The sequence below is a fragment of the Aeribacillus sp. FSL K6-1121 genome, assembly GCF_038003725.1.
GTDB classification, from domain to species: Bacteria; Bacillota; Bacilli; order Bacillales; family Aeribacillaceae; genus Aeribacillus; species Aeribacillus composti.
The window spans coordinates 1,136,760-1,154,390 of the sequence record NZ_JBBOPS010000001.1; the positions used below are offsets into that span (position 1 = coordinate 1,136,760).

Here is a 17,631-nt window from a genome sequence, read left to right on the forward strand (position 1 = left end):
GGATGGAGGTAAATCTTTTGGAAGGAGCAGCAAAATGTCGGAAATTAATGTGTTTTTAGCATTTGGAGCAGGTTTTTTATCGTTTATTTCTCCGTGCAGCTTGCCTTTATATCCTGCTTTTTTATCGTATATAACTGGGGTATCGGTTAATGAGTTGAAAACTGAAAACGCTATGCTGCAAAAAAGAAGCTTATTACATACTTTCTTTTTTTTAGTTGGTTTTTCTGCCATTTTTATCGCAATGGGATTCGGCACATCCTTGATTGGAAACTTTTTCTTGAACTATCAAGATCTGATAAGACAAATAGGAGCGATCCTCATTATCTTTTTTGGACTTGTTATTCTCGGTGTTTTTCAACCTGATGTTTTAATGAAGGAAAGAAGGATTGAATTCAAAAATCGTCCAGCCGGATTTCTTGGATCTGTTCTGATTGGTATGGCGTTTGCAGCTGGATGGACTCCATGTACGGGCCCAATTCTTATGGTAGTAATCGGTTTAGCGGCAACCAATCCTAGTTCTGGAGTTCTGTATATGACAGCATATGTGCTAGGCTTTGCAGTACCGTTCTTTATTTTATCATTCTTCATCGGGCGGATGAATTGGATCAAAAAACATAATGTGAAAATCATGAAAATTGGAGGCATATTCATGATTTTCATGGGAATTCTGCTGTTTTTTGATTGGATGACTAAAATTATTAATTGGATGAACAAAATTCTTATATTTTTACCAACCGGGTTTTAATTTTTAGTCATTTAAGAGAAAAACGAGATTTTTGACAATATTTTAAACCTCTCGGTACTTTTTTGTGACAGAAAGTAGTATAATATCAAAGGATTTAGTTTGCGAGGATAATTGAGGTGGAATTAATTTGAAAGCATTGATCGTTGACGATGCGAAATTTTTAAGGGAGACATTAAAGGACATTTTGAAAAAGCATAGTATTGAGGTTGTTGCAGAAGGGGAAAACGGCATCGAAGCGGTACAATTATACAAACAATTACAACCAGATGTATTAATCACAGATATCACAATGCCGAAAATGAACGGCATTGAGGCTATTACAAAAATTAAACAGGAATTTCCGGATGCGAAAATCATTATATGTTCGGCAATGGGACAGCAAAAAATGGTTATCGAAGCGATAGAAGCAGGAGCACTCGATTTTATTACAAAGCCTTTTGATGAAGATCGTGTGATGGAAGCCATCAAAAGAGTTATGAATTAGCCTTTTCATTTTGCTTTTTTTTCTATAATATTATTAAAGAAAGAAGCTGAAAATAAAAGGATGGTTCTGCATGGTCATTTGGTCTTCTATTACGGCTGTATTAATGGGCATTGTCGTAATTATGATCAGAACAAAGGCTGCTAAAAAGCCGGCGACAGCGAAAAAAATTATTTTGCCTCCGATCTTTATGAGCACTGGAGCCCTTATGTATTTATTTCCGCAATTCCGCATAACGCCGATGGAAATTTTGGAGGCGTTGACAGTCGGGCTGATTTTTTCGATTTTTTTAATAAAAACCTCTACTTTTGAAGTTCGGGGAGAAGAAATCTATTTAAAAAGGTCAAAAGCTTTTGTTTACATTTTGATTGGTCTGTTAGTTGTACGAATTCTGCTAAAATCTTATTTAAGCGCGTCTATCGATGTTGGCGAATTAAGCGGTATGTTCTGGCTGCTGGCTTTTGGAATGATTGTTCCTTGGAGAATTGCGATGTTCATTTCGTATAAAAAACTGAAAAATCAACTGAACGGAACGTAAAAAAATACATATAGCTGCCGGCTGTTCAAAGCAGGTTACCGTTTATTCCATATAAATAAGCCTTTCGGGACAAATCCCCGAAAGGCTTATGTTTTTGTTTAAAAGAGTGCTTCATATTTGGAATAGTCGATATTTTTTTCTTTTAGTCTTTTAATTAAAAATTTATGGTCCCGTTTTGGAGTTGCGATAATATAGCCTCGAATGACTAAATCTTGCGTAATAGATGGAGCTTTTTCTTCTAATGCCAGTTGACCGATTTTTGCTGCGATTTTTTGTCTGGCAACATCGCGGAAAAGCTCTGGAACCGGTGCAACCAATTCTTCTAACAACGCCTTTTGTTCCTCTGACCATAAATGCCGAGTCTGTTGAATATAATACTCTTCCCAATCAAGTTCAGATTTTCCGTCTTCTTTCGGCAGCCGTTTCAAAAATTTGCGAAACATGAAGAAGCCGCCAATCGATAACATAGTTATAAGAAACACAACCCATATGAGAATAAACCATAAAAACCAGCCTTCAAGCATGAAATCACCCCCATCGCCTTAACATTTCCATTAATTCGTGCACTTCGGCGAAGTTGATGAAAACCGTTAAGGATTAATCGACTCATATGCATCTATCAATTCTTTTACAGCACGTCTCACAGCTTCTAATTTCTTTTTATGACGGCCGACAGAAAAGCAGTCATTAATTTCCGCGAAAACTTGGTATTCAACTGCATCACGGTAAATACTGATTTTAATATCGCCTGATTTGGAAGGATAAATTAACATTTCATATAAACGCCCGTTCATGACAGCCTCCAGACTTAAAAATTTTATATTATCAATATCTGTCATTTGCTGAAAAAAAGCTTCCATTTTCACCTTACTATATTTTATGATAGATTCCACTTTCATTTCAATCATTTGTCATCAACTTTTTATTATTAACAAAAACATTGTTCTAAATGAAAAATAGATATAACTTAAAAATTCGTCGTTAAAGAAAAACCATAAACGAGGATTTCCGCAAGACATAATATGTAGAAAAGACGTGTATAAATTCAAAACTGCGGCAGTCCAGAAAGTCAAATTCTCATTGAAAACATAAACATCATTTCAACATTTCTATAAGATGAAAGGGGACGTCTATAAGCCGAAGAAAGACTTATGATATGCTTAAAAGCCATAGTATGACAAGAGTTGGACGTTGCATTGATAACGGCCCAATGAAATCTTTTTGGGGAACCTTATAATGTGAAAGAGGGATATGAAACGTTTGAAGCGTTACAACAGACCATTAAGGAATATTCAGTTTTATAATAACGAACGTTATCAAAAAAATTAAACGGCTTAAGCCCATTAGAATGTAGAGCTCAAGCCGCTTAAAGCATTTTTATTATTTCCGCTGTCTACTTGGGGACATTTCAATTAAACATCCCCATTTTTTTATAAATCATGCTCCGAGTTATGTTTTTGGCGGCTATGATTTCGATTTTTTATTTTTTTCGATCCAGATAACGGCTCTGGCTGTCCCTTCCGATTTTGAACGTTTTGTTTTTGATCATTTTGTACTTGATCTTTTGCCATATACATCGCTCCTTAATATTTAATAGTAAAGAATAGCATTGTTATCTTTCGTCGTTTAGTTTGAATGATTTTGAAATCATTCATTCATTTTAGAATAAATTGATTTCTTGAAAAAAACACTATAGAAGATAAAAAAACGAAAGGAGTGCTATATTTGCCGTACCATAAAAATAAAAAACAAGCATTTGATGCAGTGCAACAAGGAATGGTGGAAGTTCATAAAGTACATGTCAATCTAACGAAAAACAGTTCTGATTATGGACATCAGCTAAAGCATCTTCGCCAGGAAATTAATGAGGCGTATGAACAAATTCAAAATGCATTGGAAGTTGCATCGGAAACGCAGAGAAAGCATTTAGAACAGTACAAGCGCGATTTAGATCGAATTGTGCAGGAAGTGAATTTGGATGAGACTTGAAAGCGGCGGAGCTTCCGTCGTTTTTCACTATTTTTTCTCTTATACGAACGTTTTCATTAGCAAGAAAAATTATACTGAAAATATTTAAATTTTTTAGTGAAATAAGCATTTCTTATAATAATTGATAACATCATTGATATTTACTTATCATAAAAAGTATATTAAGATTTAAATGTGTGATGTTTAAAGTGGGGAGATATTCGGCATTTTTGTCGAAATTACGTTTAAAGGGGGATAAAATGACATGTCACAGCAACAGTTAGAGAAAAATGACGTTTTCCGTGCAAGAAAAAGCTTTTCAATTAACGGAAAAACGTACAACTACTATTCATTAAAAGCGCTAGAAGATGCAGGAATTGGTCAAGTTTCCCGTTTGCCTTATTCAATCAAAGTTCTTTTGGAATCAGTCCTGCGCCAAGTGGATGGACGAGTTATTACAAAAGAACATGTTGAAAACCTTGCGAAATGGGGAACAGATGAAATTAAAAATTTGGATGTTCCATTTAAACCATCTCGTGTCATTTTGCAAGACTTCACCGGCGTTCCTGCTGTCGTTGATTTAGCTTCATTAAGAAAAGCGATGGCTGACATGGGCGGAGATCCACAAAAAATCAATCCGGAAAAGCCTGTTGATCTTGTTATCGACCATTCTGTTCAAGTGGATCGTGCCGGAACAGATGATGCGCTGCAATATAACATGAATCTTGAATTCGAACGAAATGCTGAAAGATATAAATTTTTAAATTGGGCTCAAAAAGCATTTGACAACTACCGTGCTGTTCCGCCAGCAACAGGTATTGTCCACCAAGTAAACTTGGAATATTTAGCAAGCGTTGTCCATGCGGTTGAAGGTGAAAATGGAGAATACGAAACATATCCTGATACGTTAGTTGGAACAGACTCCCATACAACCATGATTAACGGACTCGGTGTTTTAGGTTGGGGTGTCGGCGGAATCGAAGCTGAAGCTGGAATGCTTGGACAGCCTTCCTATTTCCCTGTACCTGAAGTCATCGGAGTAAGACTTGTTGGCGAGCTGCCTAACGGAACAACAGCAACAGATTTAGCCCTTAAAGTAACTCAAGTACTGCGTCAAAAAGGCGTGGTAGGAAAATTTGTGGAGTTTTTCGGCCCTGGTGTTGCAAAGCTTCCGCTTGCTGACCGTGCTACTATTGCGAATATGGCGCCTGAATACGGAGCAACATGCGGATTTTTCCCTGTTGATAATGAATCGCTTGAATATTTGCGTTTAACTGGTCGCGATGAAGAGCATGTAAAAGTAGTGGAAACATATTGTAAAGAAAACGGTTTATTCTTCACGCCTGAAGCAGAGGATCCTATTTTTACGGATGTAGTTGAAATCGATCTTTCTCAAATTGAAGCAAATCTTTCCGGTCCGAAGCGTCCTCAAGATTTAATTCCTCTTTCAAAAATGAAAGAAGAATTTCATAGAGCTCTTACAGCTCCGCAAGGAAACCAAGGATTTGGCTTGCAGCCGGAAGAACTTAATAAGGAAGTAACGGTTGAATTTGCGAATGGCGAAAAAACAACAATGAAAACGGGTGCAGTCGTTATTGCGGCGATTACAAGCTGTACGAATACGTCAAACCCATATGTTTTAGTAGGCGCTGGTCTCGTTGCAAAAAAAGCTGTTGAAAAAGGATTGACTGTTCCGAAATATGTAAAAACATCATTAGCACCTGGTTCAAAAGTTGTAACCGGTTATCTTCAAAATTCTGGCTTAATGCCTTATCTTGAAAAATTAGGGTTTAACCTTGTCGGTTACGGATGTACAACTTGTATCGGGAACTCTGGACCGCTTGCAGATGAAATTGAAAAAGCGATCGCTGAAAATGATTTGCTCGTCACATCTGTTCTTTCCGGAAACCGGAACTTTGAAGGCCGTATTCATCCGCTCGTGAAAGGTAACTATTTAGCTTCACCGCCTCTAGTTGTTGCTTATGCATTAGCAGGGACTGTTGACATTGATTTACTGAATGATCCAATCGGAAAGGATCAAAACGGAAGCGATGTTTACTTTAAAGATATTTGGCCTTCAATGGAAGAAATTAATGAAGTTGTGAAACAAACTGTTACACCAGAATTATTCCGTAAAGAATATGAACGTGTATTTGATGATAACGAACGCTGGAATGCCATTGAAACAACAGATGAGCCATTATATCAATGGGACGAAGAGTCTACTTATATCCAAAATCCGCCATTCTTTGAAGGATTGTCTCCTGAGCCTGGTAAAGTAGAACCGTTGAAAGGGCTTCGCGTTGTTGGAAAATTCGGTGATTCTGTCACAACAGACCACATTTCTCCAGCAGGTGCGATTGGCAAAGATACTCCTGCAGGCCAATACTTGCTGTCTAAAGGTGTATCGCCAAGAGATTTCAACTCTTACGGTTCAAGACGCGGAAACCACGAAGTAATGATGAGAGGTACGTTTGCAAACATCCGCATTCGCAACCAAATTGCACCAGGAACTGAAGGCGGATATACAACGTACTGGCCGACAGGCGAAGTAATGTCTATTTATGACGCTTGCATGAAATATAAACAGGACGGAACAGGACTTGTTGTACTGGCAGGAAAAGATTACGGAATGGGAAGCTCTCGCGACTGGGCTGCTAAAGGAACGAACTTATTGGGAATCAAAACGGTTATCGCTGAAAGCTTCGAACGTATTCACCGTTCTAATCTTGTTCTTATGGGTGTTCTTCCGCTTCAGTTTAAAGAAGGCGAAAATGCGGAAACACTTGGTTTAACCGGTAAAGAAGTATTGGATGTTCACATTGATGAATCGGTAAAACCGCGCGATTACATCAAAGTAACGGCAACTGATGAGAACGGAAACAAAAAAGAGTTTGAAGTATTAGTTCGCTTTGACAGTGAAGTTGAAATTGATTACTACCGACATGGCGGAATTTTACAAATGGTATTAAGAGAAAGATTAAAAGGATAATAATTGAAAAAAAGCGGGAACTGTTCATAGTTCCCGTTATTTTTTGGCTAAAATTAGACAATTGATATGAAATACTGTTTTTTTTACAAAAATAATATATGATGAAATTGAGCATCTTTTCGAAATGCTATCGTATTGAATCAGAGGTGTTATGGTTTATGAAACAAAAGCTTGCTGTTTTTTTATTAATCGTATTAGCAGCGATTGCAGTATGGCAATGGATCAATTCCCAGAAGGAAACAGTCGGTTTAGAAATAGGAAACAAAGCTCCGAATTTTGAAGTGACGACTTTGGATGGAGAAAAGAAATCGCTTTCCGATTTTTATGGAAAAAAAGTACTTTTAAACTTTTGGGCCACTTGGTGTCCACCATGTAAAAAAGAAATGCCGATCATGCAAAAAATATATGAAAAGCATCAAGATGAAGTAACGATTGTCGCGGTTAACTTTACTGCCAGTGAGAAAAGTGCAAAAGATGTTGAAAATTTTGTTCAACAGGCTGGATTTACGTTTCCGATATTACTTGATCCAAAAAATAAAATGAACAGTGGATATAAAATTCTTACATATCCGACGTCATTTTTTCTTGATGAAAATGGAGTCATACAAGATAAAGTAGTGGGAGAATTAAATGAAAAAACGATAAAAGAAAAACTAAACCTGAAATAAAAAGACGCTGATTTCCTTTCGGGAATCAAAAAGAATCGGCTGACTTTGCCGATTTTTTCTTTTTGCAAAAGAAGAGTTTTTTTGAAACGTATGAAATTTTGCATTATTGGTTATATTGTCATTAAACATTCAAATTTTCAACGGGAAAGTGTCGGAATATTTTGTACAATAAAAGTAACAGAGAAAAGAAGTGAGGGATAAAAAATGAAAAAAACGAAAATTTCGTTTAAACAGCTTGTGTTGGAAAATAAGCAAAACTTGCTAAAAGACCGTGAAGCATTGAATGAAATTGAAGAAAGACTTGAAAAAAGGCTGGAAAAACGGCAATTGGAAAAATCGAGCTGATAGCAAACAGTCGTGTTTGACAGCATGTTTTCTGCTTTATTGGTAAACAATAAAAGCAGGAGGCGATTGTTTGATGACAAATTCAAATGATATCCAGTCTCATTTTAATCCGAATCATATCGGAACAAAACCGAGAGGATTCGGTGGAAACAAAGGGAAAAAAATGCAAAATAAGACGAATGAGCATCCTCAAGTGATTCAGACAAAAGGCGAGTAGGACATATGTCCACCGCCTTTTAATTTACATAATATAATTATGGTTCCATCATTTTTCTCCTTTTCATTGAGGAAACAGGTTCGTTTCATAATTTAACATCAAATGCACAAACTATATTTGAAATGGCGATAAAACAATTTTTCCCAGAAAGGAGAATATTTGATGCAAAATCGAACAAATCGTGATGACCGTTCCGACAATGTTGAAAAATTGCAGGAAATGGTACAAAATACGATTGAAAACATCGAAAGAGCAGAAGAAACATTAGAGTTTGCCAACGACAGAGAGCGTGAACAGATTGAGGCAAAAAATCGCCGCAGAGAAGAAAGCATTGAGGCGATGCGACAAGAAATTAAAGATGAAGCCCGTGAACGAAACTCCTAGCTTTCAATTTAGGTTGATAATTCCATTTTAGTTTTCGATTGCAAATGGAAATGTTATAATAAAATTGTTCATTGAAAATTTTTGTCTTCTAAATTCATTTGATGAACGGCCAACAATGGGACAAACTTTGTTGGACCGGCTTGAATAAAAAACAGACTCCGCAAAAAAATTTAAGTAAGAAAGTTGAAAAGGCCTAAAATAGAAAGCCTGTATCACAGACGCTGATGCAGGCTTTTTCGATCGATTTCATTTTTTGCAAGGGAGAGAAGCTTATGTTTGTTTCATCAAAAGAAATAGAAGTTCGTTATGCGGAAACCGATCAAATGGGTGTCGTGTACCATGCCAATTATATTATATGGATGGAAGTTGGACGGACGAAGCTGATCCAAGATCTTGGCTTTTCGTATGCAGCGATGGAGAAAGACGGAATAATTTCCCCTGTCGTGGATATTCAAATCGAATATAAAAAACCGATTACATACGGTGAAAAGGCAATAATACATACGTGGATTGAGAAATATAACGGAATTAAAACAGTATATGGATACGAAATTTTTAATTCTCATGGCGAATTGGCAGCAAAAGGTTTTTCCAGCCATGTTTGCGTAAAAAAAGAAACGTTTCGCCCAGTTGTATTTAAGAAATTATATCCTGAATGGCACGAAGCATATGTAAAAGCGATGAAAGAGGAGAGATAAAGATTGGCCTTTGGAATCAAGAAAGAGGAGCTTGCTGAGTGGAAGAAAAAAGTGCGGAAAGGGGAAATCGCCTTTTTAACGCATTATTGGTATGATGAACGGTTTCCGGATTATCATTCTGTAACAAAGGTCGGATGCAGCAATATAAAGCATTTAATAGAATGGGGAAATAAGAACGGTTTGAAAATGGAGTGGATCCATCATCATAAAGATTTTCCGCATTTTGACCTGCTGGGGGAAAAACAAGTAGAAATCCTGCAAAAATATCAGCTAACCGATCATTTAAGAAGATTTAAATTGCTGAAAAAATAAAAGATTTGACGGGCATCATGTGGAAGTCAGATTTGAGTAAAAAATGATGAGATGAAACAAGAAACCCAATCGGCAAATTAAATTTGCGGTTGGGTTTCTTTTACTGACTATAGCATGCTTCGGCTACTAGAACAGCTCTTTGACAAAGACTTGTTTTTCGACCTATAGCATGCTTTCAATCGATTTGCTAATTTATAAGACGAACAACAGGTTCATGAATTTTTTCATCCAATTGAATGGTCACGTCATGATTGTCGAAATACCATAAATCATCATGTTCAACATAAAATGTGACCCCTAGTTTTTCGGCTTTTATTCCGATTTGATTTGGTGCTTCTTTTGCAATCCCAAGGGAAAATCCGCTTTGCACATGACCGCATCCGCCATATCGGACAAAGAAGCGGACTGCATCTCCCTCGTTTAACTCCAATTCTTCCTTGTACCATTTTGCTGCATCATCGGTAATATTCAGTTTCATTTTTGTCACTCCTAATATCAGCTTCCTGTTTACATTATATTACATGAAAAGCTTTCTTTCCATGAATAAACTCTACTGGATAGAGTTCGTCACTTCTTTCGTTTCCAACCATTGATGCATATGCTTCATCACTTTTTCATAGGCGTTTTTGTCGATGCGGTCCAGCAATTCAACATAGTAATGATGATTTTTATTTTTGGTAACGTAGGTAGGGAGTAAACGCGGATTTTTCAAAGTCAGTGTCGTACCGTTAGCATCAGTCCGCTTAATTACATCAATCGAAAAAATCCCTCCGATGTCTTTTCCATCTCCCTTTTGGCCAGACAAGAAGTTGCCTAACGAATACACAACGATACTCTTGTTTCCATTTTTTCCTTCCAGCCATTCGATCGGCTGCAATACATGAGGATGGTGACCGATGATAATGTCTGCACCATGATCGACTAGCAGCTGCGCCCACTGTTTTTGAGCGTCGCTTGGAAAGGATTGATATTCTTCTCCCCAGTGCATGTTAACAATAGTTACATCAACTTGTCCATTTAGTGTGTCTAAATCCCTTTTCATTTTTTCTTCATCAATAAGGTTTACTAAATAGGGTTTATTTTTCGGAACTGGAATACCGTTTGTCCCATATGTATACGAAAGAAAGCCGATTTTCACCCCGTTGACCTGTTGAATTCTCCATGTATTGGCGTCCGCTTCGTTTTTAAAGCTCCCTACATACGGTAGCCCGATTTGTTCATAATGCTGAATCGCATTTAAAATACCTTTTTCTCCTTTATCTAAACTATGATTGTTTGCCGTTGAGACGATATCAATGCCAGCATCTTTTAGCGCATCTGCCACTTCGAATGGGCTATTAAACAACGGATAACTGGAGATTCCAAGTTCTGTTCCCCCAATGATCGATTCTTGGTTGGCGATGGCTAAGTCGCTTTTCGAGAGCAAAGGTTTTACTGTTGCAAACATTGGCTTAAAATTGTATGATTCGCTCCCGGTCCTCGCATCTTTAAAAAGCTGGCTATGTATGAGAACATCACCTATTGCAGAAACAGTGACGAGCGATTCGGTCGGCTCCACTTTTTTGGGAGCAGCTTGTATAGATTGTGGCGAATCATCCACATTTTCTTTTTTGACCGTGTTTTGCTCATTTGCCTGACCTTTGCTGTCGCATCCTGAAAAAAGCATCAAACAAATAATTGCGAATATTAAGAAAACCTTTCTCATAAAACCCTCCTTAAATACTGTTTTTACTATCATAAACGTTTTGTCGGAAAAAATAAACTATTGTCTAATTTTGTTTATATGTTAGATTTCCTAACATACTTTTTCGAAAAATTATGGAAAATGAATTGACATTAAAATAAAACGGGTGTAAAAATAGAGATATACTTCTTATGTTATTTTTTATAACACAATTAAGAAGAAATAATTACATGGGAGGTTGTGCTATGGACTCATTAACGTTAATGAACAGTTTATGGGTGATGCTGGGAGCTATTTTGGTCATCTTTATGCAAGCAGGATTTATATTGCTCGAAGCGGGTTCTACACGAATGAAAAATGCCGGACATATTGCCGGAAAAACTGTTTTTACATTCGGAATTGCCTCCATTGTTTTCTGGGCAGTCGGCTATGGATTTATTTTTGGGAAGAACGGCAACTTTTTTGTAGGAATGTCTGACTTTTTTTATTCAGGATATGAAATAGATGGATTATCTCTTTCAACATCCGTCTTTTTTGTATTCCAGTTAGCCTTTGCCGGAGTTTCTCTAGCCATTGCTTTTGCTGGATTTGCGGAACGGGCGAAACTTTCAGTTTATTTAATTTTTTCTGTATTGTTTACCGTACTTGTTTATCCAGTTGTTGCTCATTGGATTTGGGGCGGAGGATGGCTGTCAGAACATGGAAAACAAGATTTTGCAGGTTCTACCGTTGTTCATTTGACAGGTGCAATGGCAGCTTTGGCTGCAACGATCTTGTTGAAACCTCGGATCGGTAAATATAACAAAGATGGTTCTGTTAATAATATTTATGGACATAACCAAGTTTATACAGCTCTAGGCGTACTTATTTTATGGGTTGGTTGGTTCGGTTTCAATGCAGGAAGCACGATTACAGTTGAGGATGGATTTTTTGGATTTGTTGCTTTGAACACGAATTTAGCTGCCGGAGCAGGAGCCGTAAGCGCCTTGATCATTTCATGGATCGCTGGCGGAAAAGCTGATATACCGACAATGTTAAACGGAGCGCTTGCAGGATTGGTCGCCATTACCGCATCTTGTGCATTTGTCGACACATGGGCTGCTGTCGTAATCGGGCTAATAGCTGGAATTCTCGTATATTTTAGTATGAAGTTTTTTGATAAAGTTAAAATTGATGATCCGATTTATTGTTTGTCTGTTCACGGAGTAGCTGGTGTTTGGGGCACTTTATCAACTGGATTTTTTGCAACCCCTGAATTAGCAACTATTGGTAACCCTGGATTGTTTTACGGCGGAGGCCTTACTCAGCTCGGCATTCAAGCATTGGGAGTGTTTACTTCAGGTTTATACGCCTTTGTTGTTTCATTCGTCATCTTAGCTGTGATGAAAAAATTGCTCAATGGCTTGCGGGTGACAGAAGAAGAAGAAATGATCGGTTTGGACTTAAGCGAGCACGGAGTTTATGGGTATCCGGAAGCATTTGAATCCAATGAACAAAAGCTTGGAAGCTAACCGCAAGAGCGTATGGATGATGTATCATCTGTACGCTTATTTATAAAAAAGGGGATTTTTATACACATGGGGAATCCTTACAAACAATTGAAGGAATGGCGCAACAGTCATTTGCAAAAAGCGAAAACAGTGACGGAATTAAACAGTATACACGATCAGGTTATGAAACAATCCTTCCATCTTTCTTTCGAGATTGTAAAAAAGAAATACGGCCCTGCGCCTTGTGAATTTACTTGGTTTTTAGTCGGAAGCGGCGGAAGAGGCGAGCAGGCGAAAATAAGCGATCAAGACCACGGACTCATTTTTCATTCCAATGAGAAAGAAGCTCTCGACTACTTTTTGCTGCTTGGAAAAGAAGTTTCATTCGGCTTGAACGTCATCGGTTATCCTTACTGCGAAGGAAATGTCATGTGTTCAACTTCTTTATGGTGCCGATCGGAACAAAGCTGGAGCAATCAGATCAATAAATGGCTGCAGGATGAAACATTTGATTCTATCCGCTATTTATTAATCTTTTTTGATGCGCGTATGATCATCGGACAATCCGAATCGATTCATCGACTGAAAAACCAAATTTTCCAATATATTCAATATAATCCTGATTTTCTCGGTCGATTGTTAAACAACACAATGCATGTCAAAAAAGGGGTGGGTATTTTTCATCAGCTGCTTCCTGAAACATACGGCCCTCATTCAGGCGCTATTGATTTAAAACAGGCCGGGTTATTGCCTTACATTAATTCTGTCCGCTTATTGGCGATCAAAGAACGATTGTTGGATACGTCTACGCTGTCGAGGTTTCAGCTTCTGATGAAGCAGGAGTATTTTCGTCATGTATTATCTCCATATCACACATATTTTCAAGAATTAGTAACGATTCATTTTAAAAATTCATTAAAAGCGAACACATATGATGAAGTTCATTACCTCTCTTTAAAGGATTTATCAAAAGAAGAAAAAGGAAGGCTAAAAAAAATCATTTTAGGCGGAAAAAAATTGATGAATGAAACGAAATCCATCATTGAAAAGGGCGTTAATCCATGAAACTTCCATCTTTTTTTCACTTGATGAAGCAATTTCAGGGGAAAATGCAATCTTCAGCATTTACAGGTCTTGAAACAAATCTTCAGCATGCAGCGTTTTTGCGGAAAATGGAACAAGACTTAAAGCGGGAGGAAAGCTTGTCAACTCCTCTTAAGGAGCTGGACGTTGTTGTGCTTGATTTGGAAACAACAGGTTTTTTTCCGGAAAAAGGGGATCAAATTCTTTCGATTGGAGCAGTTAAAGTTCACGGCATGCAGATTGAAGAAAAGCATACATTTTACTCTTTTGTTCAGTATGAAGGGGAAATTCCCGTTGATGTAAAAAAATTGACAGGAATTGTTGAAGAAGACGTAAGAGCTGCTCCCCCTATATCGGAAGTATTGATTCGTTTTTATCAATTTGCAGAAAATCGGACGCTTGTCGCCCATCATGCCAATCATGAAAAAAATTTTCTTACAGAAGCTAATAAGGAGCATTTCCGCATTCCATTTAAACATCGGATTGTGGATACAGCCATGCTGTTCCAGCTCGTTCAGCGAGAACAAATTGCCGTAAGTTTAGATGAATGCTGCCGGTTTTTTTCCATCCCGGTCCAAAAGCGTCATCACGCCTTAGAAGATGCAAAAATGACAGCCGCGATCTGGTGTGAATATGTAAAAATGTTTGTTGAATCAGGCTATAAAACGTTGATGGATGTGTTTATCAAACTATCACAATTAAAACAAGGAGCGAGAAGATGAGTTCCCGCTCCTTTCTATTTTACAGCCATTTCACTTTTGGCTCTGTTTTATTTAAGATCCTTTTAATATTGGCTCTGTGCCGATAGAAAACAAAGGTTGCGAGGATCGCGACAATGATCATTAAAGCCGCATCACCGGTAAAAATAGTATAAACTAACGTATACAGTGCTGTAACCATAGAGGATAAAGAAACATATTTTGATACATATAAAACAAGAAAAAATACAGCAAGCATGGATAAAAAGAGTAATGGGCTATAAAAAAGCAGCACCCCTCCGCTTGTCGCCACGGCTTTTCCGCCCCGAAAGCCTGCGAAAATTGGATACATATGTCCTACAGCAGCCACCATTCCTGCAATGAGCGTCCATGCTTGGTGTAGGTCACCACTAAGCAATACGGGGAGGCTTGCTGCGAGAGTACCTTTTAAAATGTCTGCAACCGTAACAAACAGCCCGGCTTTTTTTCCAAGCACTCGAAAAGTGTTGGTTGCACCTAAATTTCCGCTTCCATGTTCGCGAATATCAATACCGTATCCAATTTTGCCAACGATAAGTCCAAAGGGGATGGAACCAATTAAATAAGCTAAGATAAGGACTAAGATTAATAGAAAAGACATAATGAAACTCCTTTATATTCATGATTCTATTATTATTGTACACAATTGATTCGATCAGGACTATATTTTGTTGATAAAAGCCGTTTTAAAACTTTGGTGTTCGACGCTTTTACAGTTATAATAAAAGAAACATTGGAAGGAGTGAACAAATTTTCATGCAAAATCCAAGTCTAGACGAAATCCGTGATATTTTAAAAAAAAGCAAACGAATCGCTGTTGTCGGCTTGTCCAACAATCCTGAAAGAGAATCTTACCAAGTTTCACAAGCGATGCAAAATGCGGGGTATGAGATTATTCCTGTCAATCCGATGATCGATGAAGCCTTGGGTGTCAAAGCGGTCTCATCCTTAAAAGAAATTGAAGGACATGTGGATATTGTAAACGTTTTTAGACGTTCCGAGCATTTATTAGATGTTGCGAAAGAATTTTTAGAAATTGATGCCGATGTTTTTTGGGCTCAATTAGGCTGCGTTAACGAGGAAGCTTATCAATTATTAAAAGAAAAAGGTTATCCCGTTATCATGGATATGTGTATAAAAGTGGCGCATGCGTTAACAAAATAACAAATGTTTCCCCCATCATCTTGATGGGTTCTTTTTTTGAAGAAAGGTTTGAAACATACGACATTTGAGTAATACAATAATATACGTTGCCGTGTAAGATTGCCAAACGCAGGGAAACCATGTAAAATACAGTTTACAAACATCTGTTCTTGTTTTTTGAAAGGAGTTATTTGTTTGTGGGAAAAGCAAAGATAATGGAATACAATGACGATGCGATTCAAGTATTGGAAGGATTGGAAGCAGTAAGGAAACGGCCGGGGATGTATATCGGCAGCACGGATGCTAGAGGATTGCATCATCTTGTATATGAAATTGTTGACAATTCTGTAGATGAAGCATTAGCAGGCTTCGGAGACCATATCATTGTCAAAATACATAAAGATGAAAGCATTTCTGTTGCTGATAAAGGAAGAGGAATGCCGACTGGCATGCATAAGCTTGGTAAGCCGACTCCGGAAGTAATTTTAACCGTGCTTCATGCAGGAGGAAAATTCGGGCAAGGCGGTTACAAAACAAGCGGCGGCTTGCACGGAGTAGGCGCTTCAGTCGTCAATGCTTTATCTGAGTGGCTTGAAGTGACGATTAAACGGGACGGATTTATTTACAAGCAAAGGTTCGAAAAGGGCGGGAAACCCGTTACGACATTAGAAAAGATAGGAGAAACAAAAGAAACCGGTACGACAGTCCATTTTAAACCAGATCCTCTCATCTTCAGCACTACGACTTTTCAATTTGACATATTGAGTGAACGATTGCGGGAGTCTGCATTCCTCCTAAAAGGATTAACAATTGATTTGATTGATGAACGGAACAATGTTCAAGAATCTTATTGTTATGAAAATGGGATCGAATCATTTGTCGCATATTTAAATGAAGGAAAAGAAACTCTTCATCCTGTTGTCTTTTTCGAAGGTGAGCAGCAAGGAATTGAAGTCGAATTTTCTTTCCAATTTAATGACGGCTACAGCGAAAACATTTTGTCGTTTGTCAACCATGTGAGAACAAAAGACGGCGGCACACATGAAGCGGGCGCCAAAACTGCCATGACAAGAGTGTTTAATGAATACGCACGAAAGACCGGTTTATTAAAAGAGAAAGACAAAAACTTGGAAGGAACAGATATTCGTGAAGGGCTATCGGCAATTATCTCCGTCCGAATCCCTGAAGGACTTTTGCAGTTTGAAGGACAAACGAAAGGAAAACTCGGTACAACAGAGGCGAGATCTGCTGTTGACACAGTCATTTCGGAAAAATTATCTTATTTTTTAGAAGAGAATGCGGAGATCAGCACCCTCCTGATTAAAAAGGCGATAAAAGCGCAAGAAGCAAGAGAGGCGGCAAGAAAAGCGCGCGAAGAAGCAAGATCAGGAAAAAAACGAAAAAAATCTGAAATGTCTTTAAGCGGAAAGCTTACGCCTGCTCAATCACGGAATCCAAAGAAAAATGAATTGTTTCTTGTGGAGGGGGATTCTGCGGGAGGATCAGCGAAACAAGGTCGGGATAGAAGATTTCAGGCTGTTCTGCCTCTGCGCGGAAAAGTGATCAATACGGAGAAGGCGAAGCTGCAGGATATTTTTAAAAACGAAGAAATCAATACAATTATTCATGCAATCGGAGCTGGCGTCGGTGCTGATTTTAACATTGAAGATTGCAACTACGACAAAGTGATCATTATGACGGATGCTGATACGGATGGCGCCCACATCCAAGTGCTTTTATTGACTTTCTTCTATCGATATATGAAGCCGCTCATTCAGGCAGGGAAAGTCTATATTGCGCTTCCGCCTTTATATAAAGTAAGCAAAGGCAGCGGCAAATCCGAAGTCATTGAATACGCATGGAATGAGAAGGAGCTGTCCGCTGCCATTAAGAAGGTCGGCAAAGGCTACACAATCCAACGATACAAAGGGCTTGGAGAAATGAATGCGCCGCAGCTATGGGAGACGACGATGAATCCTGAAACACGCACTCTCATCCGCGTCCGGATTGATGATGCAGCAAGAGCGGAAAGAAGAGTGACAACCTTAATGGGTGACAAGGTTGAACCGCGTCGACAATGGATCGAAAAAAATGTGTCTTTTGGTATTGACGAAAATGACAACATGTTCGAAATTTAAAACAATGT

At 38.1% G+C, this 17,631-nt stretch carries 22 protein-coding genes; 16 read left to right on the forward strand and 6 right to left on the reverse strand.

Annotated features, from left to right (window positions below):
• The first annotated feature begins 34 nt into the window (after positions 1 to 34).
• The 3 genes from NSQ61_RS05705 (at position 35) to NSQ61_RS05715 (ending at position 1,764) form a co-directional block, all read left to right on the forward strand.
• Positions 35 to 745 carry a cytochrome c biogenesis CcdA family protein gene (locus tag NSQ61_RS05705; protein ID WP_066251214.1) on the forward strand — a complete coding sequence of 237 codons (711 nt, stop codon included), beginning with the start codon at positions 35 to 37 and terminating at the stop codon, positions 743 to 745.
• Between the two features lie 127 nt (positions 746 to 872).
• Entirely contained in the window at positions 873 to 1,229 is a 357-nt protein-coding gene (locus NSQ61_RS05710; protein ID WP_063387698.1) for a response regulator, read from the forward strand.
• A 70-nt stretch (positions 1,230 to 1,299) separates the two neighbouring features.
• A complete protein-coding gene (locus NSQ61_RS05715; protein ID WP_063387697.1) occupies positions 1,300 to 1,764 on the forward strand; it encodes a CcdC family protein in 465 nt (154 codons plus the stop codon).
• Positions 1,765 to 1,862: 98 nt separating this feature from the next.
• Here the strand turns inward: NSQ61_RS05715 and NSQ61_RS05720 are convergent, their stop codons facing one another.
• From NSQ61_RS05720 to NSQ61_RS05730, 3 genes are all read right to left on the reverse strand, one after another.
• Positions 1,863 to 2,288: a DUF2621 domain-containing protein gene (locus NSQ61_RS05720; RefSeq protein WP_063387696.1), complete on the reverse strand. Its 426-nt coding sequence runs from the start codon at positions 2,286 to 2,288 to the stop codon at positions 1,863 to 1,865.
• A 66-nt stretch (positions 2,289 to 2,354) separates the two neighbouring features.
• A complete protein-coding gene (locus NSQ61_RS05725; protein ID WP_063387695.1) occupies positions 2,355 to 2,672 on the reverse strand; it encodes a hypothetical protein in 318 nt (105 codons plus the stop codon).
• 522 nt (positions 2,673 to 3,194) lie between these two features.
• Positions 3,195 to 3,335 (reverse strand): small acid-soluble spore protein P, encoded by a 141-nt coding sequence (locus NSQ61_RS05730; protein WP_063387694.1) that lies wholly within the window; start codon positions 3,333 to 3,335, stop codon positions 3,195 to 3,197.
• Positions 3,336 to 3,489: 154 nt separating this feature from the next.
• Here NSQ61_RS05730 and NSQ61_RS05735 point away from each other — a divergent pair, with 154 nt between their 5' ends.
• The 8 genes from NSQ61_RS05735 to NSQ61_RS05770 all read left to right on the forward strand — a co-directional run bounded on the left by NSQ61_RS05735 (position 3,490) and on the right by NSQ61_RS05770 (position 9,348).
• Positions 3,490 to 3,753 (forward strand): hypothetical protein, encoded by a 264-nt coding sequence (locus NSQ61_RS05735; RefSeq protein ID WP_063387693.1) that lies wholly within the window; start codon positions 3,490 to 3,492, stop codon positions 3,751 to 3,753.
• 244 nt (positions 3,754 to 3,997) lie between these two features.
• Positions 3,998 to 6,724 (forward strand): aconitate hydratase AcnA, encoded by a 2,727-nt coding sequence (gene acnA / locus NSQ61_RS05740; protein ID WP_063387692.1) that lies wholly within the window; start codon positions 3,998 to 4,000, stop codon positions 6,722 to 6,724.
• Positions 6,725 to 6,882: 158 nt separating this feature from the next.
• Complete coding sequence (locus NSQ61_RS05745; RefSeq protein WP_066248554.1) at positions 6,883 to 7,392, forward strand: redoxin domain-containing protein; 510 nt, start codon at positions 6,883 to 6,885, stop codon at positions 7,390 to 7,392.
• Between the two features lie 204 nt (positions 7,393 to 7,596).
• Entirely contained in the window at positions 7,597 to 7,737 is a 141-nt protein-coding gene (locus NSQ61_RS05750; RefSeq protein ID WP_082829475.1) for an FbpB family small basic protein, read from the forward strand.
• 73 nt (positions 7,738 to 7,810) lie between these two features.
• Positions 7,811 to 7,954: an acid-soluble spore protein N gene (locus tag NSQ61_RS05755; protein WP_063387690.1), complete on the forward strand. Its 144-nt coding sequence runs from the start codon at positions 7,811 to 7,813 to the stop codon at positions 7,952 to 7,954.
• A gap of 162 nt (positions 7,955 to 8,116) precedes the next feature.
• Positions 8,117 to 8,338 (forward strand): small acid-soluble spore protein Tlp, encoded by a 222-nt coding sequence (gene tlp, locus NSQ61_RS05760; RefSeq protein WP_063387689.1) that lies wholly within the window; start codon positions 8,117 to 8,119, stop codon positions 8,336 to 8,338.
• 272 nt (positions 8,339 to 8,610) lie between these two features.
• On the forward strand, positions 8,611 to 9,036 hold the full coding sequence (locus NSQ61_RS05765) for an acyl-CoA thioesterase (protein ID WP_063387688.1): 426 nt from the start codon (positions 8,611 to 8,613) through the stop codon (positions 9,034 to 9,036).
• A gap of 3 nt (positions 9,037 to 9,039) precedes the next feature.
• Positions 9,040 to 9,348, forward strand: coding sequence for a hypothetical protein (locus NSQ61_RS05770; RefSeq protein WP_144598039.1), 309 nt, complete (start codon positions 9,040 to 9,042; stop codon positions 9,346 to 9,348).
• Positions 9,349 to 9,535: 187 nt separating this feature from the next.
• On the opposite strand, the gene NSQ61_RS05775 is transcribed toward NSQ61_RS05770, so the two are convergent.
• Both NSQ61_RS05775 and NSQ61_RS05780 read right to left on the reverse strand, forming a co-directional pair.
• Positions 9,536 to 9,826 (reverse strand): HesB/YadR/YfhF family protein, encoded by a 291-nt coding sequence (locus NSQ61_RS05775; RefSeq protein WP_063387686.1) that lies wholly within the window; start codon positions 9,824 to 9,826, stop codon positions 9,536 to 9,538.
• A gap of 72 nt (positions 9,827 to 9,898) precedes the next feature.
• Complete coding sequence (locus tag NSQ61_RS05780) at positions 9,899 to 11,053, reverse strand: CapA family protein (RefSeq protein ID WP_327848194.1); 1,155 nt, start codon at positions 11,051 to 11,053, stop codon at positions 9,899 to 9,901.
• Between the two features lie 224 nt (positions 11,054 to 11,277).
• Between NSQ61_RS05780 and NSQ61_RS05785 the strand changes: the two genes are divergently transcribed.
• The 3 genes from NSQ61_RS05785 to NSQ61_RS05795 all read left to right on the forward strand — a co-directional run bounded on the left by NSQ61_RS05785 (position 11,278) and on the right by NSQ61_RS05795 (position 14,327).
• On the forward strand, positions 11,278 to 12,543 hold the full coding sequence (locus NSQ61_RS05785) for an ammonium transporter (RefSeq protein ID WP_340806266.1): 1,266 nt from the start codon (positions 11,278 to 11,280) through the stop codon (positions 12,541 to 12,543).
• 66 nt (positions 12,544 to 12,609) lie between these two features.
• Positions 12,610 to 13,587 carry a DUF294 nucleotidyltransferase-like domain-containing protein gene (locus NSQ61_RS05790; RefSeq protein ID WP_311066128.1) on the forward strand — a complete coding sequence of 326 codons (978 nt, stop codon included), beginning with the start codon at positions 12,610 to 12,612 and terminating at the stop codon, positions 13,585 to 13,587.
• Between the two features lie 23 nt (positions 13,588 to 13,610).
• The gene (locus tag NSQ61_RS05795) at positions 13,611 to 14,327 is read left to right on the forward strand and encodes an exonuclease domain-containing protein (RefSeq protein ID WP_340808059.1); all 717 of its coding nucleotides are present in this window, start codon (positions 13,611 to 13,613) and stop codon (positions 14,325 to 14,327) included.
• Positions 14,328 to 14,346: 19 nt separating this feature from the next.
• Here NSQ61_RS05795 and plsY read toward each other — a convergent pair whose 3' ends face one another.
• On the reverse strand, positions 14,347 to 14,943 hold the full coding sequence (gene plsY, locus NSQ61_RS05800) for a glycerol-3-phosphate 1-O-acyltransferase PlsY (RefSeq protein WP_311066126.1): 597 nt from the start codon (positions 14,941 to 14,943) through the stop codon (positions 14,347 to 14,349).
• Between the two features lie 155 nt (positions 14,944 to 15,098).
• Here plsY and NSQ61_RS05805 point away from each other — a divergent pair, with 155 nt between their 5' ends.
• Positions 15,099 to 15,506 (forward strand): CoA-binding protein, encoded by a 408-nt coding sequence (locus NSQ61_RS05805; protein ID WP_063387680.1) that lies wholly within the window; start codon positions 15,099 to 15,101, stop codon positions 15,504 to 15,506.
• A gap of 194 nt (positions 15,507 to 15,700) precedes the next feature.
• Complete coding sequence (parE, locus tag NSQ61_RS05810; RefSeq protein WP_094246508.1) at positions 15,701 to 17,623, forward strand: DNA topoisomerase IV subunit B; 1,923 nt, start codon at positions 15,701 to 15,703, stop codon at positions 17,621 to 17,623.
• The last annotated feature ends 8 nt before the right edge of the window (positions 17,624 to 17,631 follow it).